This is a genomic window from Sphingobacterium sp. UBA1498 (genome assembly GCF_002325125.1).
In the GTDB taxonomy this organism is placed as follows: domain Bacteria; phylum Bacteroidota; class Bacteroidia; order Sphingobacteriales; family Sphingobacteriaceae; genus Sphingobacterium.
In genome coordinates, this window is sequence record NZ_DCRG01000005.1 from 1 (window position 1) to 26,925 (window position 26,925).

The window sequence follows — 26,925 nt, forward strand, 5'->3', positions numbered from 1 at the left end:
TATAAATATATGAAAATCAAATAATTAAAACAAATTATAAGCCTTAGATAATGCAAAAAAAAGAGACTGTCATTTTGAGACAGCCTCTTCTTAATTGAATACAAATAGTATATCAGCGATATGATGGTCGACTCAATTTATCGACCAATAAGAATAGATCGTCCAATTCAAATGGTTTGGACAAAAAGGCGTCGGCCCCACATTCTAAAGCAATCTGTTTGCCGTGCGACTTCGCAGACATCAAGATTACCGGAAGATCGGCGTGTTTCTCCGAATTTCTGAGCTCGCGTACAATATCGTCACCAGCTATCCAAGGCATATCAATATCCAATATTAAAATATCAGGGTATACTTCGTCAACCATGGCCACAAGTTCCCTGCTCTTTGAAACAAGATAGACATTGCTTCGTTCATTTTTTAAAGCCAGCTCCAATACGTTAAGGATGAGCGCGTCATCGTCACAAATAACAATTTTCTTTTTCATTTTTTGATTGTTTATAAACACCGCAATGATTGAAAAATATGGTCTTGGAGAGAATTAAAAAAATAGACCTAAGCTGGGCAGATAATTGGTTACCAAACCTTTTATATCATCTTTCTTTGAGATTTCGACAAGGTAGTCAATTTATGGGATAAACAACTGCTTTATTTATTAAATATTGCTATCACCCACGTCCGACGCTGGTGATAGCGTTGTTTAATCAAATAATGGAAATCCGAAAATCGAGCGGGGTAATTTGTGTTTTTCTTTTGAACAATCGCGTTAGCGACTGCGGATGCTCAAACTTCATTCTTTCCGCTATTTCCGCAACAGAAAGATCCGTTTCGGCCAATAGCTGCTTGGCAACGGCAACTATAAAATTTTCAATATGATACTGTGCTGTCTTTCCCGATACTTTTAGCGAGATGTCATTAAGAAATCGTGCTGTACAATTTAGTTTTTTCGATAATGATGTCGCGGTCGGTGGCGCTAACATACAACGTCGCTCCTGGTCGAAAAATGTATCCAGCTCCTTTAAGAGTTGACACTGCAATGCATTAATTTCATCCGATTTATCTTCCATGAAGCGTTGGTAAAGCCTTTGCATATGGTATAACAATAGATTCAGATAGGACGCGATTATTGTCGAATGAATTTCACTTTGTGGCATTTTGGTCTCTTCAACCAATAGGTTGAAGAGTTTAGCAATAAGATGGTGATCGTTGTCTTTTAAAACCAATGATTCCTGCATTGAGTATTCCAGAAATCCAAGATCCTTTAATCTGTTCCGCAGGCTGTAGCCTTTAAAAAGATCCGATCGAAAGGCAAAATAAGCGCCTTTTTTCAAATACCCTTTTATTTCGGAGGCCGGAAAATAATACTGATTGAAGAATAATAATTTGTTGTACTCTTCATCTCCATCGTTAAATGCTCCATAAACGATTATGAAGCATTTATCTTCAATCAGTTTTTGAGCAGCATTTAGAAATTCATCATCATGATCGAAATCGTCAAAATAATAGGTATGATTTAATTTAAAAGCATATTGCAGTTCACTCATCTTGTCGGCACTCAGCATATATAATTATGTAATGGGTATAAATTATCAAGGTAATGATGCTAAAAAAGTCTCATTATCCTTATGAACCCATACATAATAGCGATTGTTTCCGTTTTTTCAAAATATCATCTCATCCATCGTCACTATATAGCTACAGCAACATCATTGAAGGTGACTGAAAAAGTAGTACCGATGCCAAGTTCACTTTCCACATGTAATGTTGCATTGAGCTTATTAGCAATTTGCTTCACAATGGATAGACCAATGCCCGAACCTTCATAACCTTCTGTATTTGACATACGCCCAAAAATTTCAAAAATTCTTTCACTCTCCTTCAGATCTATACCAATTCCATTATCTTTTACATCATAACGAACGGTATCACCCTCTCTAACGCTATTGACAGTGACTTTTGGATTTTCCTTCTTACTGCTATATTTTATTGCATTACCGATAAGATTCAGAAACAATTGATATATCAAGGTTCTCTCCCCCATAATCGGTAATGTTTCTCCCATTTTAAATTCCAAATGGGTTACCTGATATTGCTGCTTGCAATTCTCAACGATATTAAGAATCTTTGACCGCGGATTGATCGGCTCAAAGACAAAGTCAACATGGTTTACCTTAGACATTTGGTAAACTTTGTCCATCATATCATTCATGAGTTGCGTTCCTTCCAAGATATTTTTCATTGACTTTTCGAGAAACTCCCGAGAGACATCCTTTTTATACAGCAACATCTGAGCCGTTAGCTGAATGGTAGTCAATGGATTTTTAAGATCGTGGGTCAACGTGTACCCAAATGTATCAAGAGCATTATTAGAGCGCACCAGTTCCTTGTTAAGTTTGTCAATTTCTCCCCCGCGCTGCGCAATCGACTGCTGAATGATATGCGTAATGTTTTCAATAAATGCAAGTTCTGACGGAAGCCATTTTTCGGCTTTCCCTTTTGTAATCTTCTTCCAGGCTTCAAACGAAGTGCGTGGCGAAGGAAACGCGATCTTTTTTTCTACGTCAATCTGCATCACTTTTTCTGGTTTCCCTGCCCATACTTCTTCAACCAAACGCTCCTTCCTAAAAATATATAAGTACCAATTCGTTATAGGCAAAATACTAATACGCAAGACACCGGGAAAAACCTCCACATCGTCACCAAAGCCAGTACACTTAAATCTATTAGTGACGAAAAACTCGTTAGTTCCAATCTCTTCATCGATCTTTTTAAGGATCTTTTTGTCAGGCACCTCACCGACAGTCATGGTCGCACGATCACGTTTAATGATGAGCCCCTGCCCATTCATGACCTCCATGATCCGCGTTGCATAATTCTCCAAAACATCATACAAGTCACGTTTAATCAACAAATCACTTTTTAAACTATGCTCCAGCTGAGACAGGCTTTTATGCATACGAACTTGCTCTTTCTGGAAATCTGCAAGGTAACGGTTTACGGCATATTGAGTGAGCAATGTACATAAATGGCGCTGCGAGAGATCCACATGCATAGGCTCCCGATGCTGACAGGCAACGAGTCCCCAGAGTTCATCATCGACAATGATACTAAAGCTGGCACTGGCCTTTACGCCGGCATTTTTAAGGTATTGCAAATGCATGGGTGAAAGCGCCCTTAAGCTACAACGTGTCAGATCAAAATTTTCTGCAGCCTTGCCCAGGATTGGAATTGCTCGCTCATCCACATCAGCCGTGTGCCGCGCATGGAAGATACGGTAAAGTTCCCGAGCCTGTGCTGGGATATCAAACTCCGGATACCGATAGTTTAACAGCGATTCTAATTCCTCGCTCCTGCTTTCCGCAATCACCTGACCGCTATTATCCTCCATAAAACGATAAATCATCACCCTATCAAAGTGGATGATATCCTTTATCAGTTCCGTCAGTGCCTGCCAGCAAGATTTACCTTCACGTTGATCTTCCAGATGCTTCGCGTAATAGTATAATTTGGTTGTCTTTACGGCTTGGGGATTACAGTCTTCAATCTCAAGATATATTTTTCCGTCATACCGATATAAACTGAGAAAATAATCTTGCTGATGAATCGTCAGACGCTCGACAAATCTGGCAAATAGACTTTGGGAAACTGCCTGTTCAATTTTATCTCCACGAAGCCCAAACGACGGAGCGACATGATCCAGAACAGCTTCAAGGGTCATACCTAACACCGTAGGACATGCTGCCCCCATAATCACTGCACAATTTTCACTTACACCGACACACTTATCATCCTCGAAGATAAATAGATAGCCAAAAGACTGAATATTACCACAAAGATGAATCTTTTCATCATGACAATTAACTTCACGCATACACCTACTATTTCATTAAATAAAAATATGGTAAAATCAATAGTGCTATTCTCCATCAATGCTATCATATGATGCTAAATTAATAAAAATTATTAGAATGTTAAACTATCCTATTTACCTCACAAAACCATGCAGAAATCTTCATCGGCATCTACGCAATTTAAACCCAAAAGCGAACTACATCAGGCATCGTTACCTTAAGTTGTAACAAAGGTGTTGGCATAGTTTATTGCTCGGGATAAAAGGACTTTCATATTTTTTTTTGTATATTGTCTCACTATGAAGATAGTAGATATAACAAAAGACACGCTAATCAGTGCTCAGAAAGAAGGATTTACCGTATTGATAACCAAATTTAATTCAGATCCATTAAACCCAACATGGATTTTTGATAAGGTGGAAAAAGACAAGATAGAATCAAGCAAAAAAATACTGAGCGAAAACTACCAGTTATGCTATTCTATTAAAGAAGCGATAATGACAGTTGACAGCCGCCCGTTTATTGGGAAATTACAGCTGAATAACTAATAGCATTTAATCTATTTATAATTTTTAACGTATCATTTTAAGCGTCGATAGCTAAGGCACTACATAAAACTATTCATTTCTAACCCAGTCAATCGCTTGGGTGATTGACTGGGTTAGAAATTAACATCAATGCTATAAATAATTGCAGCATTGCCTTTAGATTTGGCCGTTAAAAGTGCAGTGACATCGACAAGATACACTGGCGCAGGTTACCTGGGGTGATAAAGCCTCTTCCACCATAATAATACCGAGTATCAAATAGATTATCGGCAGTCAGATTACATTTAAGTTGGCGGTATGCATAACCAATGTTACCATTGCAAAGGATATAGGCATCGGTATAAAAACTCCCCGCACTTTGGCTGTTGATGATTAGATCTCGCCCCACATAGTTACCCCCGAATCCCACATTCCACTTACTTTCTTTAGCGACAAGCCGTTCATAACTCACATACCAAGTGGAAGACCATTTGGGCCCAGCATTCACCGGTCTCAAACCCTCTACCGCGGCGTCAGCAACCGTTATTTTGCTTATGTTGTGCGCGCCACCTGCATGTATAAAGAGATTGGGTAAGGGTTCTGCCTGTATATCAAGCTCCAGACCGCGGCTATATTGTCGCCCCCCCTGTGTATACTTAGTGGCATCATTAGGATCTGTCATCACCGTGTTGCGTACGTTGATGGCATAATAACTCAATGTCAAGTCAAGTGCATTACCAGGAACCGCTATTTTGACGCCAGATTCTAGCTGACTACCGTATTGCGGTTTGAAATTATACAAAACACCATTTGTACTCGTTGGCGCGAGATTTTGAAAGCCGCTCATATAATTCCCAAAAAATGTCGCCACTTTTGGAAGAAGCTGATAAGTGAACCCTATCTTTGGGGTAATGGTTGATTGTTTATAATCCGCAGTAGTCGTGCCTGTCAGCAAATCTTTCGTCCCCAAATTGATCAGTCTATCATACCGCGCACTGAGCATCAATGTCAATGCATCGGTTGGATGGATAACATCTGAGATATAAGCCGAATAACTGTTTTGCGGAGCAACGGAATTGCTGGGCTGTTTAGAAAGCACAAGATTACGGATCAGGTCTGCATGCAATGAATTTGCTCCGGCCAAAGGATTGGCCATGAATATCGTATCTACATAACCGGCATTTTTATAATTTGCAGCATAGCTATAGCGGTGGTAGTCAAGACCGACCAGCAATTTATTTTCCAGCCCCCCTATATTAAAATGACCGATAAAGTTTTGTTGCACCTGATAATTACGCATACCCTCCTCATCATAGTGCAATACCCTCCTCGCTACGGCAGTATTATTTTTGACCAATAAATTTGTTTGATAATCGCCGCTCGATGTACTGTTTGTACTTGCAAAGTTTGTTTCAGACTGCCAATCCGGCGAAATAGCGTAACTTATCTTTGCGTAAAAATTCAGTGAAGACGTTTGCCATAGCAAAGTGTTGTCGGTGTAAGATTTAAAGTAGTCCAAATTCAGGCCGTTGGAATGCTCAACATTGATCAAGCTTCCACCGACGAGCGGATTTGCTGGCGTAAATAAAGGACTATTTGTCGTATTTCTTCGCAAGAATTCTGCCTCTAACCTCACCTTAAGATCCGGACTTAACTGATAACTAAAACTCGGAGCGAGAAAAATACTTTTGTTTATTCCTGCATCCTGAAAACTCTTTCGCGACGTATAGGTACCAAACATTCTGAACAGCGACTTATGGGTTGCATCTAAATGCGTATTTAGGTCGATACCGATGCGCTGCAAAGCATTGTTGCCTGTAGCCAGCGAAAAATTCATAAAGCTACTATCAACGGGTACATACGTCAGTACATTGATCAGTCCGCCAAAAGCCATGTTTGTTCCTCCAAACAAAGTACCGCTCGGTCCCTTTATCACATCAATTTGCTGGATATTGCTATTTTCATCACTATACTGTAAATAAGCATTCAAGCCATTTCTAAAATTGCTCCGCGTCCGAAATCCACGAACAGTAAAGTAAGGCGCTACTCCGGCCCAGCTTGGTGTTACACCCGCCGCATTTGATAGCATCGCCGACTGGGTTGTGTAGTTTCTATTTTTAGTTAGACGTTTACCCACGCTCGCAGTTACCTGTGGATTTTCGTAGTCAGGGATATTCATGCGGGCAGACTGGAAGCTGGCTTTATCTTTGGCGCTGAACCGTGCGTTGATATAAACAGAGTCAAGCTGTTTGGGCAATAGTGAATCTTTGTATTGCGCCCTTGCAGTGCTGCTACAAATGGTTATTAAAAGCGTAAACATGAATGCGTACGCTAAATATATCGTTTTCAAAAGCATTATAAGTTAAAGTGGACCAATAATAAATGTGGATTAAAACTAGAATACAGTATAGCGGATTCCGGACAAACCGAAAGTCGTCATAAAGAATTATAGATTTTATCTCAAAAAAATGGGATAATCTGGTAGAATTAAGCTAATAAAGAGATGGGTGGTCTGAGTATTTTATGAAAGAAATCAAACTTAATAAACAAGGTCGACCGCGCCTTGCCAACAGAGCGCTCAGACTTTGGGGTAAACATTTTTGGCAAAATTGTAGGAAAATAATGGTGACAGAAAAAAACCGGCGTTTTTGAGAAATATTCGTGAACATCTTTCTCCCGTTGCGCTTCCTTTTTCAACATACGCATAAGAAAGCATTTACCATCACAGTGTAAGGATGGCTTACCTTTATTGATACAATAGGTACTGGCAATTTCGGTACGATTCGCATAAAAGCTTAGCACAATAAAAATCTTGCTAAAACTCATCAGGATGACGCATAGCAGCAGCAGGATTATTGTAATCGATTTAAAAATTCTCGCAACCATTATTATAGCCGCAAATATAGCCATTCTTCAGTGAAAAGGGCCAAATTTTTATCAAATTTGACCCTCCTAATCCGTACAAATAAGACAACGGCATCACTATACACATGATATGATCCATAGGATATCAATTGCCTAAAGCGAGCGCCCATCAATACCTAACAGATTTTTCGAGTTCCTTTACAAAATCCTTCCCCCAATAGTGGATATCGTAATGCTCAATATGCTCATACAGCCGACGCGCCCGCACATGAGCCTCGCCCGGTTCCATCACCAAAGCTTTCAACAAGGCATCTTTCATGCTCTTGCGGTCATAGGGGTTTGTCAAAATAGCATAGGGCAGTTCCACCGATGCTCCTGCGAATTCAGAAAGTACAAGTGTTCCTGGAGTGTCCAGTAATCCATGGGTGGCAATGTATTCCTTTGCCACAAGGTTGAGGCCGTCGCGCAAAGGTGTGATCCAGGCAATATCGCTTAACGCATAATGCTTGATGACCTCCTCAAAAGGAAGCGCTCTATAAAAATATTGTATCGGAGTCCAGTTCATCGTAGCATATTTCCCATTGATCTCACCCACCGCCTGATTTACCTGATCGCGGATTTCATCGTAGATTGTCATGCCCTGCGATGGCGGTGTACACACATTCACCAGTTCAATCTTACCCCTAAATTCGGGGTATTCTGCTAAGAACTCTCCAAAAGCCTGAATTTTCTCCAACGGGCCTTTTACATAATCTAAGCGCTCTATAGATATAATACGCGTTACTCCTGATTCGTCTTTGTTTCTTTTGAGCGTATTAATCTCCAGCCTCACCTGGTCATCCATCAAAATCTGTTCGATATGATGCTTGTTTACGCCGACCGGTTGAGCTCCCAACCTGATCTGTCTGCCGTCCACTTCAATGACCTTCGTCATCTGATCTACTCCGAGAGCGCAGCTATAAGTGAGAAATTGATTGGCAACATTCACCTTTTTGATCACTTTAAAAGGGGTATGGCTACGGATCACATCCACAAAATTTTCTACATAACGTGGGATATGAAAACTGATAAAATCGCAAAGCAGCAGACTTCCGATAATTTCTTTGCGCCAAGGAATGATATTAAAAATATCAGCTGCCGGAAAGGCGGTATGATGAAAGAAACCAATTTTCAGATCGGGTCGCATGGCCTTTAAAAACGATGGTACCATCCACAGGTTATACTCATGGATCCATACGAGGGGCCCATCGTCGGCTTCTCTTGCTATACGCTCGGCAAAGTGCTTGTTAATCATCAAGTAGTGATCCCAATCTTCGTGGTTAAACTTTGCACGGTCCACAAAGGAAAAAATAGTTGGCCAAAAGGCCTCTTTTGAGAACACGCGATAGAATTTATCTATGTCTTCTTTTAATAGCGATATGGTGGATGCCACCAGGTTGGGATACCTGCTTTCATCTACCAACTGATTAGGAACCGGCTGTCCATCCGGCTGCAAAACTTCCTCACCGATCCAAAGACCTGAACGCCCCTTTTCAAATAAGCCCAATAGTGAAGGAATAATTCCGTTTGGACTTTTCGGAGCCACCCGCACTGTCTTCCCATTGATCGATTCCTTTTCAAAAGGCAATCGATGATACACCATCACCAGCTGATCGGATTTTTTAGTCCTGCTTTTTTGAGGTGCTATTTTTTGTTCAGTACGGATGAGTTGCTGGAAAGGGCGATATTTACTCATATACTCTAATATACCCCCCGCTCCGGCGGCCTCGGCGGCGTAAGCTGTCTCCATTTGATCAACAGCTTGAAGCAGACCGTCCTCCGACTTTCCTACGGCAACACCACGAAAACCGATCTCAAACAAGGCCAGATCATTGAGGGTATCCCCAGCCACCATTACATCGTCCGCCTCGACATCCAAAAATTCAATCAGCTTTTTAAGCGTTGTACCTTTGTTTACACCTTTCGGAAGCAGGTCTAGATACTGATCGGCCGAAGTAATCATATCACACTCATACCTGTCGGCCACTTGCTTCACTAGATTGAGGTCTACCTCAGGTTCATAATAAAAAGAGCTGCGCCGCTGTTGTGGTACATGTTGATAACGCAATTGCGGAATCTCATCCAGCGCTGAACGGATCGCATAAGTCTGCGGCCATTTTTCCTCAATTTCGCTCTGCAAGGGTTCAATCGCTTCGAGGCTGTGGCCGTTTACCACTGTAGCCCCCACGTCAGCTATAATAAAGTCTGGCACAGGAATAAGTGGATCGCTCAGCAAAGGCAATACAGACTCCAGCCCCCTCCCTGTCACAAAAACCAGCTGCATATTCGCACTCGCCTTTATCAATCGATATAATCTGAGGCGATCTTCCATTTTACCCCCCAAAAAAGTTCCATCTAAATCTGTTGCTAATATCATATTATCTTATATTCCTTTCTAAAAGTTTAAATTCATCTTTTGCTGTCATATGGTTATACAACACCCGGTAGGCAGTCTGCAACAGGGGCATATTGAGTCCGAGACTTGATACGGTATTCATTATCCCCTTTGTCGCATAATAACCTTCGGCAACCATTCCCATCAGCCCACGGGCCTCAAAAACCGAAAATCCCTGACCGAGATAATGACCAAACTTCCGGTTGCGGCTATGCCTGGAGTATCCCGTCACCAATAAATCACCCAAATAGGTCGAGTTGCCTAGCCGAGAATTGGGTAGACCAACAGCTTGCAGCAACAATCCAAGTTCGTCGATTGCATTTGCTACCAACACCGCCATAAAGTTGTCGCCATAGTGCAATCCTTCAGCCATACCGCAGACAATACCAACCACATTTTTATAAATGGCCGCGTATTCCACTCCGATCATATCAGCGCTATAGTGTACCTGCATATAAGCTGATGCAAATCCTTTCGAAATCTTTTGAATAAAGCTTTCATTTGATCCACATAAGGTTATATAGGTTTTTTTGCTTCTAGCAATTTCTTCCGCGTGGCAAGGGCCCGCGATAATTGCCTGCTGTAAGTCGGTTAGCTCAAAATACCTGGCAATGAAAGCACTGGGAAGCAAATTATCCGGCCCAACGGTTCCTTTTATTGCGGTCATCACAAATTTGCCGCTCATGTCCTTTTTGGGGATTGCTTCGCAAACATGATCCAGGTGCGCACTTGGAACGACAAATAAGATTACTTTCGAACGCGCCACGATCATATCCAGCTGATCAGATGCATAAATTTTTGTATTATCAAGTTTTAAAAAAGATAGGTAGTCGGGGTTGACAGCATCTTCATTGATCGAGCGTACCTGTTCGGAACGCCGCATATACCAGTTCACATGGATGCTATTTTCTGTCAAAATTTTAACCAGGGCCGTGGCCCAACTCCCACCACCAATCACACTAATCTCATTCAAATTATTGGGGGTCTTAAAGATGCAAAAGCAGCGATCTCTTGCTATCGGGTTATCTATTAATTCACAAAATTAGCAAAAAATTAATCAATAAGCAAAAAATAACATCCAAAGGAGTATTTACACCCTGAAAAACACGTGCTAATATTTTTTCTTAAATTTGTCTGTTCATATGAAAAATTTAAATATGCTAAATCTCAGTGAACAATCATCAAATTCAATCTATCAGTACATTTTCGATATCTTCTCAAAATTAGGCTTACACGAACAACAGGCCCACATAGCAACCGCAGCTGGGCTCCTTTTGACCGCAGCGTTACTCCTCTACGTGCTCGACTATATCATGCGTCGCGTATTTTATACAGCGCTAAATAAAATTGCCCTTCGAACCTCAACCAAATGGGATGATTACCTTTTGAGCAATAAGGTACATGTCTGCCTAAGTCGCACTGTTCTCGTTCTGCTGGCACGCCAGCTATTACCAATAATTTTCCTGGGCTTTCCAGTCTTAACGGCTGCTTTGGCCAAATTTCTTGATTTAGTGGTTTTGCTGACTATCTATCATCTTGTAAATAGCTTGCTGAAAACCTGCCGTGATATCTTCCGCACTTCAAATGGTTTTAAAGATAAGCCCATCGACAGTTACCTACAGGTGGTGCAGATCTTTTTAATTTTTGTGATCGGGACACTGGCTGTTTCACTGCTAACAGGAAATTCACCATGGTCCTTTCTCGTGTCGCTGGGCGCAGCGTCCGCAATTCTGATGTTGGTATTCAAGGACACAATTTTGGGATTTGTAGCCAGTATTCAAGTGTCGGCCAATGACTCCGTACGTGTAGGCGACTGGATTGAAATGCCCAAGTATGGTGTAGACGGCGATGTGCTACAAATTAATCTTAATAATGTCAAAATACAGAACTGGGACAAAACCATTGTCACTATACCGACCTATACGCTTCTCAGCGATTCATTCAAAAATTATCGCGGAATGCAGGAGACTGGCGGTCGTCGTATAAAACGTGCACTGAATATTAAAATGTCATCAGTAAGGTATCTTAGCGAGGAGGAAATAACAGCCTTGAAAAATATCCGCATATTATCACCGTATATTGATCAGCGCGAACGCGAGATTGCCGCGTACAATAAGACGTGGAATACAGACAATTCTTCGCCAGTTAATGGGCGAAGAATGACCAATATTGGTTTATTTCGGGCTTATGTCCTCGCATACGCAAAAAATAACCCTAATATCCACCAGGAATTGACATTACTGGTACGTCAGCTGGCTCCGACAGAATATGGCATACCATTAGAGTTATATATGTTTACCAAGGGAACACAATGGGTATATTTTGAAGATACGATGGCCGATATTTTTGACCATCTGCTCGCAGCAATCAAACACTTTCACTTGCAAATCTTTGAATTGCCAGCGGCAGACGATTTGCGTTTGCTTGTATCGAAAAAAGAACGTGCTGAATCTAGTTTGTAATAACCAACTAAGAGTGCCTAGTGGTTTTCATATGAAAACCACTAGGCATTTATCATTAAATGGTTTATCGAAATACCCGTTGTATCAGTTTACCGATCTCCGCAAAATCCTGGTGATTGCTAATCGCGCGCTTTTCTGACACATCACTGTTATTTTCAGTAAAGGGATAAATCAGCAGATAATTGTTTTCGATCTGATTTTCGTTGAGGTATTGGGTAATGGTATGAATAGGCGATCTATACGAAAAACGGTTACGGTCGGCCATTAGCACGATTAACCCCTGATCAGATGTTAGTCCGCCGATAACCTGATCCACTTCTTTCCAGTCGGATATGTTAACAAATGAAGCTTCCACAGCAGACTTTTTGATAATCCGATGGAGAATTTCGATGATATCAGCTGTACTGTAGAATATAAGTGGGGCGCTCGAATTGCGGGCAATATTCCATATTTTTGATAGCGCTTCAAAAAAGCCGGATTCCCGGTATGCCAATGGCGGGATAAGCACAACATACTCTTTTACAGTTGAAATCGGTTGAACGGCACGGTACAAAATCAAATTGACATGCTCATTTTTTAAGTAGCCGTTGTACAGATTATACATAAAAGACGTTGAAAAGCCCTTATCTTTATCCAGGCCGATGATAAGATCCGAAATGGATTTTTCTTTGATCACATTATTTATTCCGTCAACTACTCCGTTGTCATGCCGGGTAATGGCCTGTACCTGGACATCAGCCGCTGCTCCCAGCTTCACTGCAGATTCAAGGATCCTTTCTGCATTTTTTACAGAAGACTCATTTTTATCCTCACTGATGATATTTAAAGCAAAAAGCTGGTCGTCTTTTGATTTTGTACGAATCAGCAGTCCCAAATTGACCATCTTTTCAGTCATCTGTTCCGTATTGATCGGCAATAGGATATGAGCATCGGGCAGCTTATCCCCTGCTATGGTATCTTCCCGATCTGCCTCCGCAATTCGCTGCGCACTGGACATCGACACAAAGGATGAAATGGTACAAGAAATTAGAATCAGCAAAATACTCCCGTTCAGCACATGCTCGTTGAGCAAACGAATAGGTTCACCGTCTGTCGTTTGCCCAAGGATAATATTATAACCAACCATAACCGCAGCCAATGTGGCGGCGGCAGAAGCCGAGCTCATCCCAAATATAAGCATCCCCTCTTCCCTGCTAAGGCAGAAGGTCTTTTGCGTCAGCAGGGCAGCTATATACTTACCACCAATAGAGGCCACCAGCATGATCGCTGCCACACCCAGGGTTTCCCAGCTTTTAAAAAAAGCCGAAAAGTCAATTAGCATTCCCACGCTGATCAGAAAGAATGGAATAAATATAGCGTTTCCAACAAATTCGATCCGATTCATCAAAGAGGAAGTAAGTGGAATCAGGCGATTCAGTGCCAGTCCAGCAAAAAAAGCACCAATAATGGATTCAATACCGGCCAGCTCCGCCAAAATCGAAGCCAGATAGATCATTACTACTACAAATATATATTGCGAGATCTTGTCCGATACATTTTTAAAAAACCAGCGCGCTATAATCGGGAACACTAACAGAACAACCAGCGCAAAAGCAACCATAGCAACACTTAAACGAATCCAAAAGGCAGTGCTCACATCGCCCTGAGAAAGGCCGACAATAACTGCCAATACCAAAAGCGAAAGTACATCTGTAATCATTGTCCCTCCAACCGTAATATTGACGGCAAGATTTTTTGTTATGCCCAAGCCACTGACCAATGGGTAAACGATCAGTGTATGCGACGAGAATAAACTGGCAAATAGAATCGACGTTGATAGCGAAAAATGTAATACATAATATCCCCCGATAAATCCGAGTATAAAGGGCGCCAAAAAAGTATAGATTGAGAACGTGATACTTTTCCATTTATTTTTCTTAAAGTCACCCATATCGATTTCTAGACCAGCTAGAAACATTATGTAAAGCAGCCCTGTCGTTCCCGTCACCACGACACTGCTGTCTCGAGAGAGCATGTTGAAGCCATAGGGCCCGACGATCGCACCTGCGACCAGTAAACCTAGCAGATGTGGAACTTTTATTTTATTGAGTAGCAGAGGCACCAGCAATATAATGAGCAACTCGATAAAGAACTTAAGTAAAGGGTCTTCAACCGGAAAAGTAATGTGGTGAATACTGGCTAGGATCATTTTTCAGTGGGTGTAAGTTCAATAGAAAAGTTTGCTTGGCAATCGCCTTTCGTGCCGACCGTCTGTGTTCCGCGCATGATCTTAGAACCAATCATATCAAGGTTCATTTGCACCCTCGCCCTACTTTCGTCCATACTGTCTTGTACTTGGACCAAGCTAATCCGATTATCCGATAAAGAACCTTTGAAGAGTCGCATCGTTTTATTTTTGGTATAGGTCTTTACATAAATACCTGTAGCATCAGCCACAAATTGCCATTGCTCGTTCCTTTGGTCACCAATTACATAATTGTTGCAGTTCGACGAACGGCAGACCAATCTACTGCTCCATTGTCCAGCGATCGAATCTGGCCAACGCTGAACGATGGTGTCGGGCTTAAGCTGCTTGGATTCTGCCGCTTGCAGACTATCTCGCATAGCTAACAATGCGTCGTATTCGGACTCTTTCTGCGCAAATTCGTGTTCTTTCTTGACAAGCTGTTCTTCACGATTTTGTAAATCTGCCCTTCCCTTCGAATCGCATGATATGATGAGAAGAGAAAACAATGTTAAATACAGTATCTTTTTCAATCTAATTACTTTTTAATATTTATAAATGTCAAGTAGTCTTGCGAGCTAAAAACACCCTAAATCCTTATAAAACCACTATTTTTTAAATAGACAAGATTTCTTTCGTTAAACATCATCGGAGGTTTTCATTGGCATTGCTACTGATAAAAATTTCATTTTTCTCTTCCGAGATAATTTCCAGAAAACGGTCGTAGTGCTTCAATACATCGCTGATTAATTCGTTTTTCGTAAAGTACTGAACGTCATAACCCTCACGTGCATCCCCAAAATAAGATTTGGGAAAATACGTTTTATTATCGTCGAAGTCTGGAAGATTCTCTTCTTCAACCACATAATCAGAAACCACTTTGACCTGGCTTTTTACACCATAGATAAAATTGTTGATTACGTCATGCCGGATTTCAATTTGTATCCGCTTGGGTTGCTCAAACTCGCGAATATTTGCTTCTATATGATTATGCTTGAATTCCGCCTGCAAATCCTCAAACGCTAACATCACGGTGTTCTTCATAAACTCTTCAACAGATTCACGACTTTTGAATGAGACAATCTGTTGGAGGCGATCTTTCCAAAATTCGCCCGACCAGGGAACCGTACTGACCGAAAAATCACGTTCATAATAACTTCGATCAATGGTCAATGCTTTGACCAAACTGACGCAAAAAAGCAACATAATCAGCGAAAAAGGCAAAGCTGTGATTAGTGTCATGGTTTGCAATGCCTGCAGTCCACCCGTATTTAACAACATAAGTGCTAAGATAGCCAACAAAGCACCCCAAAAAACCATTTGCCATTTCGGTGACTTCTCCGCATTCTTAGTAGAAATGCTATTCATCACAAAGATCCCAGAATCGGCTGAAGTCACAAAAAAGATAATGATAATCAAAATGACCATGTAGCTGACTATCTCGGAGAACGGTAAGTAGTCCAAAAACCTAAACATCAAGGCATCAGGATTATCAGCCAAGGCACTCAGTGCACCTTTGGCAAAATGCAGATCAAACCACATTGCACTGTTACCAAAAACAGACATCCATACAAAATTAAATATGGTGGGAATAATAAGTACGGCCGCAATAAATTCGCGAATGGTTCGCCCTTTGGATATCTTAGCAATGAATAATCCTACATAAGGCGACCATGATATCCACCAGGCCCAGTAAAGAATTGTCCAATTGTAGAACCACGGCAGCGTAGCTTCGTCATACACATGCGTATCGAAAGTCAAACTAAAGAAATTGTTCACATAATTACCGATTCCTTCCGTAAAACTTCCAATAAGGTAAACCGTTGGTCCTAAGAAAAGTACAAACAACAGCAGGACGACAACGGTGATTATATTAATTTTACTCAACAGCTTTACTCCCTTATCCACCCCTGAAGTTGCCGATAAGATGGATAGTAAAGTCAACACGCCGACAATCAAAATTTGATAAGCGAAATTATTTCCCGAGACAAGTCCTAAAGTTTGCAAGCCTGCATTGACCTGCACGACCCCAAAACCGAGCGTCGTCGTAATACCAAAAAACGTACTGCAGAGGGCAAATACATCAACGGCATTACCCCATTTTCCATTAATCTTGTTTTTCAACAAGGGATAGAAACAACTTCTTAGCGAAAGCGGTAGTCGATAACGATAAGCGAAATACGATAAAGAGAGTCCAACAACGCCATAGATCGCCCAAGCATGAATACCCCAATGAAAAAATGTATACAGCTGAGCAGTTTGAACCCGATTAATATTGTGATGTCCAGCAAATGCGTCCGTTGAAAAATGCTGCATCGGCTCAGCAACGCTGAAATACATCAAGCCAATTCCCATACCGGCAGCAAATAACATGGATATCCAGGAAAAGAATGTATACTCGGGCTTACTGTCGTTACTTCCCAACTTGATATTACCAAATTTACTAAACATCAGGTAGAGGAGGAAAATAACAAAGAGCGTAACGGCCCATACGTAAACCCAATTGAGGTTAACAAAGATAAATTGTTTGACCGTATCTAGCATACGGACAGCCAAAGTCGGAAAAAACGCCGACAATAGACAAACGCCTACAATGAAGATCAGACTTGGAATGACAATTCCTCTATTAAACGTCGATTTTGACAAGCTCACAAGAATTAAGTTTTGTTTATACTGCGGTCTTACAACCAATTAAGATTTTATGTTACGAATTAGTGCGCTTAACGATATTGCACTTCGGAAATAGATTGTAGTTTTAACAACTAACTGGCGAAATTGTTTGTAAACCATCTTAATCAACTGTAGTTGTTCGCCAAAAAAAATAGTAGATTGTCTTCTGTAGGTAAAAAAGGATTCCATTTTGAAAACTTTTCCTTAATACTTTATGGAAATTCATAGTGAAACCTATCGTAAGATAACGGAGTCAAGATTTTAAATTTTCAAATTGATTAAAACCAATTCGTGTCTTTACATCGTATATTAGAAAACAAGAACGGACAATCGCTATGAAAAAAGCATTTTTATTACTATTACTAGGGTTAGGCTTATTTATGCTTAGCAAATTTGGGTTTTCACAGAAATCGGATCCATCCAAACCGATTGAGAAACAATCGGCCGACCATAGACCCAAGCATGATCAGGTTATTTATTTTGCCGGCGGATGCTTTTGGGGTACCGAGCATTTTTTCAAACAGGTGCGCGGCGTTACGGGCACGGAAGTAGGCTATGCCAATGGTAATTTTAAAAATCCCAGCTATGAGCAGGTTTCCACCGGAAAAACAGGCTTTGCTGAAACGGTCAAAGTCACCTATGATCCACAAATAGTTGAGCTTAAGCTTCTCGTAGATCTGTTTTTAAAGACAATAGATCCCACGTCCCTCAATAAACAAGGGAACGATATCGGAACACAATACCGTACCGGTATTTTCTATACCGATAACGCAGTTATTCCTGTTATTAAGGAAAGCCTATCCGAACTGGACAAGAAATATCCGGCAAAAATAGTTGTTGAACTCGAGCCCTTACAGAATTACTACGATGCGGAAGCGTACCATCAAAAATATCTAGACAAAAACCCGGGTGGCTACTGCCATATCGTTCCAGAGATGTTTGATCTAGCGCGCAAAGCTAACCCTGCTCCCACAGATGTTACTGCTCCGAAAAGTTACCATAAAAAAGATAGAAGCACGCTCAAAAAGGAACTTACACCACTGCAATATGATGTAACGCAGAATCAGGCCACTGAACGGGCCTTTGACAACGCATACAATGATGAATTTAGAGATGGCATTTACGTGGATATTACCACAGGTGAACCGCTATTTGTTTCGACAGATAAATTTGAATCAGGTTGTGGGTGGCCCAGCTTTTCCAAACCGATCAATCCCGACTTAGTCGAAGAATTATCTGATAACTCCCACGGTATGCGCCGCACAGAGGTACGCAGCAAAACCGGAGATGCTCATTTGGGACATGTTTTTGATGATGGTCCGGCGGACAAAGGCGGTTTACGTTATTGCATTAATAGTGCATCGCTCCAATTTGTGCCCAAAGAAGAGATGAAAGCCAAAGGCTATGAAAAATATCTGCCTCTACTGGTCAAGAAGTAAAACGAATCACTCCAACGCTTCTTTAAAAAACTGGTGCAAGTCTGCATCAGTTTTTTTTTTGAAAAAAATAAAAAAAAAATTAGGATTTAGAAATCCAAGCTTTCCAAAAAGTCGTAAATGATGATAAGTACAGAAAAATATTATAAACTAAAAGACTTTTGTTATGGAAAAGATAACAACTCCCCACAACGATTCGCTATTGACTCCCAATGGTGAAATAGACCAAAAGGATCTCCGCAGAAGAGATTTTTTAAAGTTTGCAGGTGCCAGTGCAGCATCGCTGGCCATCCTCGGTTTGTCTAGCTGTAAAAAAGACCACGATGATAACATGGATAACGGCGGAAAAGGACTATATTTTGGTAGTGGCGATATCGCTATCCTCAATTATGCCTATGCCCTCGAGCAACTCGAAGCTGCTTTTTACATTCAATTGGTCAATAATCCCTACTCAGGCATGACCGATATGGAAAAGGCCTTCTTTACGGATATCCGTGATCACGAGATTGCACATCGTGAATTTTTTAAAGTTGCGCTGGGTACCAAAGCAATCTCCAGCCTCGAATTAAATCTTTCAGGTATTAATTTTAGCAGTCGGGAAAATGTCCTGGCAACCGCCAAAACATTTGAAGATCTCGGCGTATCTGCATACAATGGTGCTGGATGGCTTATCAAAGACCCTAATTACCTGCTGTTGGCCGGAAAGATTGTTTCGGTAGAAGCGCGGCATGCCGCTTGGGTAAGGGATATGATCGATAATGGCAGCTTCGCCAACCAGGAAGTTGTTGATTCCAATGGACTCGATGTTGCTAAAAGTCCCAGTGTCGTCCTGAGCGCCGCCGCACCCTTTATCAAATCTAAAATTGATGTATCGGATCTACCCACTTATTAATTCACCTAAATACGGATTATCATGAATCTTTTAAATGTTTTTGACCAAATAAATGCTGTAGATCCTGAGTTCAGCGATCGTATCAGCCCACGTCGCGAGGCTATTAAAAATCTAGCTTCCATGAGTAAAAAAGTAACCTTGGCAGCGCTGCCCTTTTTTGTCAGTGAACTTTTCAAAAAAGCGTACGGTGCAACCGCTCCTACGGATGTCAATGGCGTCCTTAATTATGCACTCACGCTCGAATATTTGGAGGCCGAATATTATACAATGGGGGTTGCTAAATCTGGACTTATTCCTTCGGGTAAACCACTTGGCGCTATTACGACCATACGGGATCATGAAGTCGCCCATGTCAACTTTTTGAAACAGGTATTGGGTAGTAAGGCTGTATCGAAGCCAACATTTGATTTTACAGCCGGTGGCACTTTTGGAAATGTCTTTAGCGATTATGACACATTTTTGGCGGTTGCACAGGCGTTTGAAGATACAGGTGTACGGGCTTACAAAGGCCAAGCAGGCATCTTAGTTGGCAATCGGGTTGTCCTTACTGCAGCACTGCAGATTCATTCGGTTGAAGCTAGGCATGCATCGCATATCCGTCAGATGCGTCGTGCACGCGGGGGCGCTGCTGCAAATCAAAAACCTTGGATCACTGGTGCAAATGATTCTGGTATCGGTACCGTGGTCGACGCTGTATACGCTGGTGAAGATAATGTAAAACAGGCAGGTGTTGATATTACGGCACTCACCAGTTCCATGGGAAAGATCTCCACAAATGCGGCTACACAATCTTTTGATGAACCATTATCTGCAGAAGCTGTACTTAACATTGCAGGTTTATTTATCAAAGCTTAATAGAAGTCAAGCTACCTGTAAAAACAGCCCTGGTCTGCTATTCAGATCAGGGTTTTTTATAATATACCTATAAAAAGTATGTTTCATATAAAATCATAAATCCCATTTTTCCAGCCTAATATTTTGTCAGAATCGGCATTAAGCCAGCTTTTAAGTAACGTAGCATACACCTTTCTGAAATCCTCGGTATACTGGAGATCACCCTCATTCAGTTGGGTAAGATCCGGCAAATCATTCAGTAATCCTTGCTTTTTTAATCCGCCCGAGAGAAAGAAGAGCTGATTGGCTGTACCGTGATCGGTACCATTGCTCGCGTTCTGTGCCACCCTCCGGCCAAATTCCGAAAAGGTCATGAGCATAACATGCCGGAAAAGTCCATTTTTCTTTAAATCCTCTACAAAAGCTTCTACTGCATCGTTGATCGTGCGGAATAGGCTCTCCTGCCGTTGATTTTGATTGATATGCGTATCAAAACTACCGATCTGCAAATAATAAACCTGCGTATTGATATCCGATTTAATCAACGAAGACACCGTCTTCAGGTCCTTCCCAAGCACCGAGTCTGGGTACGTCGCTGCAGTTTTCCTAGCTTTACTCTGTTCAAAGATATAATCGGCATTGTTGAGGGTTTCCCCCAGTGTCTGGTACAGGTAAGCAACTGTTTCGTCTTCATGTTGATGCTGATGTTCCTGATACAGCTTTTTAAAATACGCTTCACGACTGGTCTGATAAAGCTTTTTGGGGTCTTTAAACGCAAACGCTTTTTGTTGCCTTCCTTTGAGCGCGAGGCTAAGCATATCGTTCACCTCCAAAGCTTGCGTAGGATGGTCGCAGTCGTAACAGACCTGATCAAGATAGCGTCCTATCCAGCCGCTATCCAAGTATTCATCACTTCGGCTCGCACTATGCCAGATATCCATGCTACGAAAATGCGATTTGTTTGGATCGGGATAACCGACATTGTTAAGCACCGCCAGTTCGCCACGATCAAAAAGCGTTTTAAAAAATGGCAAAGCTGGATGAATACCCGCTTCATCCGTGAGCCGCAGCGCATCATTGATGGCAATCGTCTGTCGTTCCCGAAAGTAAATATCGTTACGGGTCGGAATTATCGTGTTAAGCCCGTCGTTGCCCCCGCTGAGCTGCACTATCACCAGTACCTTATGCCGACTTTCCAGCGCACTGGACGAAGATAGGGCTTTTAAGAAATTAGGCAACAGTAGCGATGCCGACGCGAGTGACCCCGCTTTGAGAAATTGCCGTCGTTTAAGGATCATAGTATTCGTTCTAACAGTTAACAAAGCTGATATTCGGGAATACTCATGGCTTCAATAATCGCCATTCGACTGTTTTCACGGTCATATTCATCCCGTAATGCTTTTTCAAAGGATATCTGCCGCTGCAACAAAATACGAAAAGGGTCTCTCTCCCCAAAACTATCTTCTACAGTGGACCAGTCAATGGAAATTTTTGGATTTTTATAGGCTTTTGCCAGCGCCCTTGACTGTTTCAGCCCCATGTCGAGGTCGTCGTCATTCTGGACATTAAGGTCGAGCGGGCGCAGTCCGCTCCATATCTGCGGTAGCTGCATGCGGAGCAACAAGGTAGAGCTGTCTATCCATGCTTTTTCCGAAGGCCAACCCGACACGTTCGGCGGATACAAAAGCATCTACCCCAATAATTTCTGATAGACAATAAGGTTTTCTGGGTACGCGATTTCCATGGGTAAAATGCGCATAATACCAGCCATAAGTTCTATAGGCGACTTTACTTTGTTGCCGATATGCTTGGAATCGTAAAACCAGTCTGCTGTAAATATGCTGTTGACCAGCTGTTTGATATCATAACCCGAATGATAGAAATCACGGCTCAGTAAAGAGACAATTTCCTCATCCACCTGTTCGTTGACCAAAAAACGATATAGCTTTCGGGTAATAAACCGGGCTGTAGCAGGCTGCTCCAATATACTATCCAAAATATCGTTTCCATCAAAATTTCCCGTCTTCCCCAAAAATGTTTTACTGCCGGTATCATGAAATTTTCTGCGCTCCAGAAACTGACCATCCTTATCGTAGGACCAACCTGTAAAGGCGCGCGCAGCCTCTCTGACATCCAATTCAGAATAATTACCTCTTCCCATTGTGAAGAGCTCCATCACTTCCCGCGCGAAGTTTTCGTTCGGATGCCCCTTTTTATTCTGCTGGTTATTCAGGAAGTTGAGCATGGCTGGCGCTTTAGAAACCGCAAATAGCAGGTCCCGAAAATTCCCTAGGGCATGCTTTCTGATTTCATTGAGGATGTGCGCACTAAAATTGGCATTAATGACCCTGCTGGCAAAATGTCCATGCCAAAAAAAAGCCATTTTCTCCCTGAGCTGGTCCTCACCATGCACCATTGCTTCCAGAAAATTAAGATTGATTTCAATATTACGCTTGCGGTTGAGCTGCTGTACCAGCTTTTTATCAGAAGCATTCAATTGAGATAGTGCTGTATAATCAACTTCCCTCTGCTCCGAACTGAAACTGATCGGATGGAATGGATGCGCATGCGCATATAGCTTCCATATTGCGGTGGGAGATTGCTGTTCAAAATCTGTAATCTGCTGAAGACTCATCCCAAATCCCGCTCGATTGGCCAGATGCTTATTTTTTATAAAATCAGAAATCATCATGCTTCCATTTATACCTAAATAACGAATTATTTATACATGTTAGCATAAAGCTGCAAAGATTTAACAAACATTAAGTTAAATTAACAGTTTAACTATCAATCACTTTCAAAACTTCTAATTTTTTATTAAATTTAATGAGATATGGGCATACGCTAATTCACCTTACCGTTTCATACATATTTTACAATCGACTAGTTGACAAAACCTTTAAAAACCGAATATCATATGCTAAAATTAACCAAGGTATGGGTATCATTATGGTTTCTTACAATTTTCATACAATGTGTGGGAAGTCAAAAGGAGCCGTCCGAAAATTTCGATTGGCTCGTAGGAGAATGGCAGCGCACCAACGAAGCCAAAGATAAAAAGACCTTTGAATATTGGAAGAAAATGAATGATTCTGAATATGCAGGCTTTGCATTTACATTGCAAAACATGGACACCATTCATCAGGAAACCATGCGCTTGCTGAAATCTGACGGCAACTGGAATTTAAGGGTTAAAGTACCTGAAGAGAAAGATTTTATCGCATTTACAATGACCATGATGAAAGATGGCCTGTTCGAATGCAATAATGATTCGCTTCCCTTTCCAAAAAAGATTTCTTACTGGCGCGACGGTGAGCAATTGAAAGCGAATGTAGCAGGCGATAGCCTCCAGATTCCTTTCGAGTTTAGCAAGATTTCCAAATAGAGGGCAGTCCAATCCTTTGACGAGCAAAGCCAACTGAAACATGTCAGTTGGCTTTCTACACTGATGCCGCCAGTTTCATCTTTTTTCGGAGCACCAAGGCAATCACCCAAACAAGTAGTAGTACACCCAAAATTGCGCCGCTTTTAGCGTTGATACCGGGAAAGAAATTATTGAGGGAATGAAATGCACTAACAGCAACCAGTGAACCCGTTGCATCGGCGACTTTACCTATCCCCCAACTTCCCAACACCAAAATGGCGAAAAACGAGAACTGAACCGGCGTAAAATCAAAATTGAGATGCCATAAAAACCAAAGTAATGACAGCAGCAATATGTTGTAGATAGGCTTCAATGCTTTGAATTCCTGATAGAGAAAGCCCCGCCATCCAATTTCTTCCAGCAGACCGTAGATCAGGACAGTAAAAACAGTCAGATATGGAATAGTACCTTTTGAAAAATAAGACACCGTGCTGATCAAAGCTACCGGAAATACCCAATATAATGTAATCGGATAAAGGAGACTCTTATAGTTTCCTTTGAGGGAGAGTATAGGTTTTATCTTGAAAGCCACAAACACAAGCCCAGCTCCAAGCGCAGGCCCCATTCCTGTAAGAATGGATTTTAAATACGGATTGTCGATGGAATGTAGTAATTCAGTTTTGTTGGTCAAATAGCGGCATGCGATGGCAATAATATAATAAACAATAACGGCCCAATAATTGATTTTTCTTTTCATCCTATTTGTATAGCTTTTTTGCAATGCCTAAAAATAACTGCATTAAAACAAAAAACACTTGACGAAAGTTAAGAAATCTTTTTTCTTATTCTGCTCAGGCTCTCCGGTGCTATACCCAGATAGGAGGCGATAATTTTAAGCGGTGTACGCTGAAAGATATATGGTCGCTCTTTTATCAGTTTCAGGTATCTTTCGGTAGGTGGCAAAGTAAGCAGATTGATCTGCTCAGACTGTTTAGCCGTAAACATGATATCCGAAATGGCCTTACCGATAAGGAGCGATCGGTCGGACTTTCCATAAAGCTCCTGTAAATTCTGATGGCTTACCGACCAAAGTTCTGTATCTTCGAGGCATTCCGTTTTGATGACAGTCGGCCGCTGTGATACGAAAGAGAGGTAGTCGCTGAATAGCTGGTTTTCGTAATATAAATTGATACATATATCTTTATGCTGATAAGGCACAAAATGTCCTACCGAACCTGAAACGAGAATGTTGATAAACTTTTCGGTCTTATCGTATGCCTTCACGATTTCGTTTTTTGCAAAACTCCGACATTCTACCACTTTTGCAAATTCAACCCAAAATTTAATGTCGACGGGATAATACGTATCAAATACTGCTTTGATGTTTTCAGGAGATGGAGTCTTCATATTGCTTTGCTTTTATAATACGAAGTGTCGCTCATCCGCCTAATGATTCTCTTTCCCATTTCTGTTTGGTACAAAAAAGAAACGCCACCACTGACTCCGTATAGATCCATTGTTTGAAGGCTTTCCACCGGCAATCCAAGCCACATGACATTGAAGATACTTAAGCTATCGCCGTGCGAAACAAGGATGATATTCTCTTTGTTACCAGACATTACTGTTTCATAAAAGGGAATCATCCTTTGCCAGACGTCAAATCTGGATTCTGCATCACTAAAACATTTGTCGTAGATTGATCGTTCTTCCGCCTCGATATTGTCTTTAAGCCATTGAACCGATTGCCCCACCGCTCGTCCAAGGTAACGTTCTTTTAGTGCAGTTGCCCCTTGGGGAACGACATTAAACTGTTTTCCAATGATCTCAGCGGTCTGGGTTGTTCTGCTAAGCGGTGATGTATACACGGAAAACTTCGTATCCCGAAACTCCGACTTTAAATTAGCAGCGATATTTTCCGCTTGTTGTATCCCTTTTTCCGTTAATGGCCAATCGTTCCAAGAGCCAATCATGCCGTTTGTATGATGCACGGATTCCGGATGTTGTATCGTAATGATATTTTTCTTTTGAGACATACGTATATAAGCAGGCAATTAAGAAAAGCTGACGGCAACTTGGTTGCCGTCAGCTTACACTGCATGCTGTCCACAATGGATAGCGTGTGGTTCAAAAATACCGAAACTTTAGTATAACGACAAATTGTCGCTGGTTTCCAATAGCGCATTGATACACCACATGTAGGCAGCCTGTCCATGATAATCGCCTGTATGTCGAGGACGATCGTAATAATACTGCTTATCGTTCTTTTTATTGGTACCCACACAGATTTCCGATACCGCTCCTTGCCCGTCAACATATTTTGCAAGCGCGAGCCAAGCTCTTCGAGCAACGGGACCATATTGCTTTTCATTTAACCAGCCGTGCTTTACCCCGGTTATGATCGCATAAGCAAACATTGCCGAGCCCGAAGTTTCTGCCCAACAGTCGGCTTCATCAATCAGCTGATTCCACATGCCACTTTTGCGCTGCTCTTTTTTCAAACTCTCCATCATGGTAAGATAGCCCTTCAAAATACGGGGCCGGTCAGCATGATCTTTCGGAAGCATGCGCAGTAATTCGGTCATACCCGCGGCCATCCAGCCATTACCACGACCCCAATAGTAAGGAACATCAGGTGCATGGTAAAACAATCCGTTGGGGCGTTGTAATTTATCTAAATAAAGCACCATCTCTTTAGCCGCGCGGTCGAGATATTTTGATTCACCAGTTGCTTTAAATGCAGCCGTCTGTACAATGGTAATCATGTACATATCGTCAATCCACATCCGGGTCTGCCAGGAGTATCCTTGCTGCGCCCAGTTTTTAGCCTCCTGCCCCGCATTTTCTGGTACCTGCCATTGCGTATCCGCGTAGGGCAAGCCCAAGTTGAGGTAACTTTCCTCCTTGGTCAGTTGGTAAAGACGCAAAGGTAGACTTCCAAACATATTTAAGTCTACGTGGTTTTTCGGTGGCAGCAACTGCGGCTCGCTGGATACGAGTTTGGAAAATCGATCTTTCATTGCCTGCATCAGCTTTGCATCATTTGTTACACGCGCATAGTTAATTGCACCCGTCCAATAAAAGGTCTCCGGATAGCTGATCCATTTACCCGCATGTAGCATATGTTTGCCCGCAGTAAAACGATGCGCGATGCGATGTCCTACCTCCATTGGGTCTGCCTCGGCCGGAAAATTTACCAGATTCGACTGTGCGATTAACAGTTGAACTGGAAGTATCAATAAAAACAAAAGGGTCTTCTTTATCATATGAATTAGTTTTATGTACTTATAAACTGATTTTAAATTATCAAATATGGTATTAAAGAATCCCGAACTTATTGCGCGCATGCGCAAGGGCTCGGGACCTCTTGGG

General features: G+C 41.7%; 22 protein-coding genes and 1 pseudogene. 7 read left to right on the top strand and 16 right to left on the bottom strand.

Annotation, left to right across the window (positions count from 1 at the left end):
* Window positions 1-112: 112 nt before the first annotated feature.
* The 3 genes from B3139_RS04925 to B3139_RS04935 form a co-directional block, all read right to left on the bottom strand.
* Window positions 113-484 carry a response regulator gene (locus tag B3139_RS04925; RefSeq protein WP_293880373.1) on the bottom strand — a complete coding sequence of 124 codons (372 nt, stop codon included), beginning with the start codon at window positions 482-484 and terminating at the stop codon, window positions 113-115.
* A 217-nt stretch (window positions 485-701) separates the two neighbouring features.
* On the bottom strand, window positions 702-1,559 hold the full coding sequence (locus tag B3139_RS04930) for a helix-turn-helix domain-containing protein (RefSeq protein ID WP_293880375.1): 858 nt from the start codon (window positions 1,557-1,559) through the stop codon (window positions 702-704).
* Window positions 1,560-1,684: 125 nt separating this feature from the next.
* Window positions 1,685-3,868, bottom strand: coding sequence for an ATP-binding protein (locus tag B3139_RS04935; protein WP_293880377.1), 2,184 nt, complete (start codon window positions 3,866-3,868; stop codon window positions 1,685-1,687).
* Between the two features lie 279 nt (window positions 3,869-4,147).
* Here B3139_RS04935 and B3139_RS04940 point away from each other — a divergent pair, with 279 nt between their 5' ends.
* Entirely contained in the window at window positions 4,148-4,396 is a 249-nt protein-coding gene (locus tag B3139_RS04940) for a hypothetical protein (RefSeq protein WP_293880379.1), read from the top strand.
* 169 nt (window positions 4,397-4,565) lie between these two features.
* Here the strand turns inward: B3139_RS04940 and B3139_RS04945 are convergent, their stop codons facing one another.
* From B3139_RS04945 to B3139_RS04955, 3 genes are all read right to left on the bottom strand, one after another.
* Window positions 4,566-6,695 carry a TonB-dependent siderophore receptor gene (locus B3139_RS04945; RefSeq protein ID WP_293880381.1) on the bottom strand — a complete coding sequence of 710 codons (2,130 nt, stop codon included), beginning with the start codon at window positions 6,693-6,695 and terminating at the stop codon, window positions 4,566-4,568.
* Between the two features lie 714 nt (window positions 6,696-7,409).
* Entirely contained in the window at window positions 7,410-9,656 is a 2,247-nt protein-coding gene (gene ggpS, locus B3139_RS04950; protein WP_293880383.1) for a glucosylglycerol-phosphate synthase, read from the bottom strand.
* Window position 9,657: 1 nt separating this feature from the next.
* Entirely contained in the window at window positions 9,658-10,647 is a 990-nt protein-coding gene (locus B3139_RS04955) for an NAD(P)H-dependent glycerol-3-phosphate dehydrogenase (protein ID WP_293880385.1), read from the bottom strand.
* A 169-nt stretch (window positions 10,648-10,816) separates the two neighbouring features.
* On the opposite strand from B3139_RS04955, the gene B3139_RS04960 reads away from it, so the two are divergent.
* Entirely contained in the window at window positions 10,817-12,136 is a 1,320-nt protein-coding gene (locus B3139_RS04960) for a mechanosensitive ion channel family protein (RefSeq protein WP_293880386.1), read from the top strand.
* 64 nt (window positions 12,137-12,200) lie between these two features.
* Here the strand turns inward: B3139_RS04960 and B3139_RS04965 are convergent, their stop codons facing one another.
* The 3 genes from B3139_RS04965 to B3139_RS04975 all read right to left on the bottom strand — a co-directional run bounded on the left by B3139_RS04965 (window position 12,201) and on the right by B3139_RS04975 (window position 17,012).
* The gene (locus tag B3139_RS04965; protein ID WP_293880387.1) at window positions 12,201-14,324 is read right to left on the bottom strand and encodes a cation:proton antiporter; all 2,124 of its coding nucleotides are present in this window, start codon (window positions 14,322-14,324) and stop codon (window positions 12,201-12,203) included.
* Window positions 14,321-14,893 carry a hypothetical protein gene (locus tag B3139_RS04970; RefSeq protein ID WP_293880389.1) on the bottom strand — a complete coding sequence of 191 codons (573 nt, stop codon included), beginning with the start codon at window positions 14,891-14,893 and terminating at the stop codon, window positions 14,321-14,323. The genes B3139_RS04965 and B3139_RS04970 overlap by 4 nt, the downstream gene beginning before the upstream one ends.
* A gap of 112 nt (window positions 14,894-15,005) precedes the next feature.
* Window positions 15,006-17,012, bottom strand: coding sequence for a BCCT family transporter (locus B3139_RS04975; RefSeq protein ID WP_293880391.1), 2,007 nt, complete (start codon window positions 17,010-17,012; stop codon window positions 15,006-15,008).
* Window positions 17,013-17,410: 398 nt separating this feature from the next.
* Between B3139_RS04975 and msrA the strand changes: the two are divergent.
* From msrA to B3139_RS04990, 4 genes and pseudogenes are all read left to right on the top strand, one after another.
* Window positions 17,411-17,941 (top strand): annotated as a pseudogene (msrA, locus tag B3139_RS21455) (peptide-methionine (S)-S-oxide reductase MsrA); the annotation flags it as partial.
* A gap of 24 nt (window positions 17,942-17,965) precedes the next feature.
* Window positions 17,966-18,469, top strand: coding sequence for a peptide-methionine (R)-S-oxide reductase MsrB (gene msrB, locus B3139_RS21460; protein ID WP_349676338.1), 504 nt, complete (start codon window positions 17,966-17,968; stop codon window positions 18,467-18,469).
* Window positions 18,470-18,632: 163 nt separating this feature from the next.
* Entirely contained in the window at window positions 18,633-19,358 is a 726-nt protein-coding gene (locus tag B3139_RS04985) for a ferritin-like domain-containing protein (protein ID WP_293880395.1), read from the top strand.
* A gap of 21 nt (window positions 19,359-19,379) precedes the next feature.
* Entirely contained in the window at window positions 19,380-20,213 is an 834-nt protein-coding gene (locus tag B3139_RS04990) for a ferritin-like domain-containing protein (RefSeq protein WP_293880397.1), read from the top strand.
* Window positions 20,214-20,296: 83 nt separating this feature from the next.
* Here the strand turns inward: B3139_RS04990 and B3139_RS04995 are convergent, their stop codons facing one another.
* Genes B3139_RS04995 through B3139_RS05005 form a run of 3 tightly spaced genes read right to left on the bottom strand, consistent with a single transcriptional unit; the run spans window position 20,297 to window position 22,884 of the window.
* The gene (locus tag B3139_RS04995) at window positions 20,297-21,490 is read right to left on the bottom strand and encodes a DUF1501 domain-containing protein (RefSeq protein ID WP_293880399.1); all 1,194 of its coding nucleotides are present in this window, start codon (window positions 21,488-21,490) and stop codon (window positions 20,297-20,299) included.
* A gap of 17 nt (window positions 21,491-21,507) precedes the next feature.
* Window positions 21,508-21,861 carry a hypothetical protein gene (locus B3139_RS05000; protein ID WP_293880401.1) on the bottom strand — a complete coding sequence of 118 codons (354 nt, stop codon included), beginning with the start codon at window positions 21,859-21,861 and terminating at the stop codon, window positions 21,508-21,510.
* Between the two features lie 21 nt (window positions 21,862-21,882).
* The gene (locus B3139_RS05005; protein ID WP_293880403.1) at window positions 21,883-22,884 is read right to left on the bottom strand and encodes a DUF1800 domain-containing protein; all 1,002 of its coding nucleotides are present in this window, start codon (window positions 22,882-22,884) and stop codon (window positions 21,883-21,885) included.
* Window positions 22,885-23,109: 225 nt separating this feature from the next.
* Between B3139_RS05005 and B3139_RS05010 the strand changes: the two genes are divergently transcribed.
* The gene (locus B3139_RS05010) at window positions 23,110-23,577 is read left to right on the top strand and encodes a DUF6265 family protein (protein ID WP_293880405.1); all 468 of its coding nucleotides are present in this window, start codon (window positions 23,110-23,112) and stop codon (window positions 23,575-23,577) included.
* A 55-nt stretch (window positions 23,578-23,632) separates the two neighbouring features.
* On the opposite strand, the gene B3139_RS05015 is transcribed toward B3139_RS05010, so the two are convergent.
* The 4 genes from B3139_RS05015 to B3139_RS05030 form a co-directional block, all read right to left on the bottom strand.
* Window positions 23,633-24,313: a type II CAAX prenyl endopeptidase Rce1 family protein gene (locus B3139_RS05015; protein ID WP_209579830.1), complete on the bottom strand. Its 681-nt coding sequence runs from the start codon at window positions 24,311-24,313 to the stop codon at window positions 23,633-23,635.
* Window positions 24,314-24,381: 68 nt separating this feature from the next.
* Window positions 24,382-24,963 (bottom strand): Crp/Fnr family transcriptional regulator, encoded by a 582-nt coding sequence (locus B3139_RS05020; RefSeq protein ID WP_293880409.1) that lies wholly within the window; start codon window positions 24,961-24,963, stop codon window positions 24,382-24,384.
* Window positions 24,960-25,589 carry a histidine phosphatase family protein gene (locus tag B3139_RS05025; protein ID WP_209579826.1) on the bottom strand — a complete coding sequence of 210 codons (630 nt, stop codon included), beginning with the start codon at window positions 25,587-25,589 and terminating at the stop codon, window positions 24,960-24,962. The genes B3139_RS05020 and B3139_RS05025 overlap by 4 nt, the downstream gene beginning before the upstream one ends.
* A gap of 108 nt (window positions 25,590-25,697) precedes the next feature.
* On the bottom strand, window positions 25,698-26,819 hold the full coding sequence (locus B3139_RS05030) for a glycoside hydrolase family 88/105 protein (RefSeq protein ID WP_293880411.1): 1,122 nt from the start codon (window positions 26,817-26,819) through the stop codon (window positions 25,698-25,700).
* Window positions 26,820-26,925: the final 106 nt, after the last annotated feature.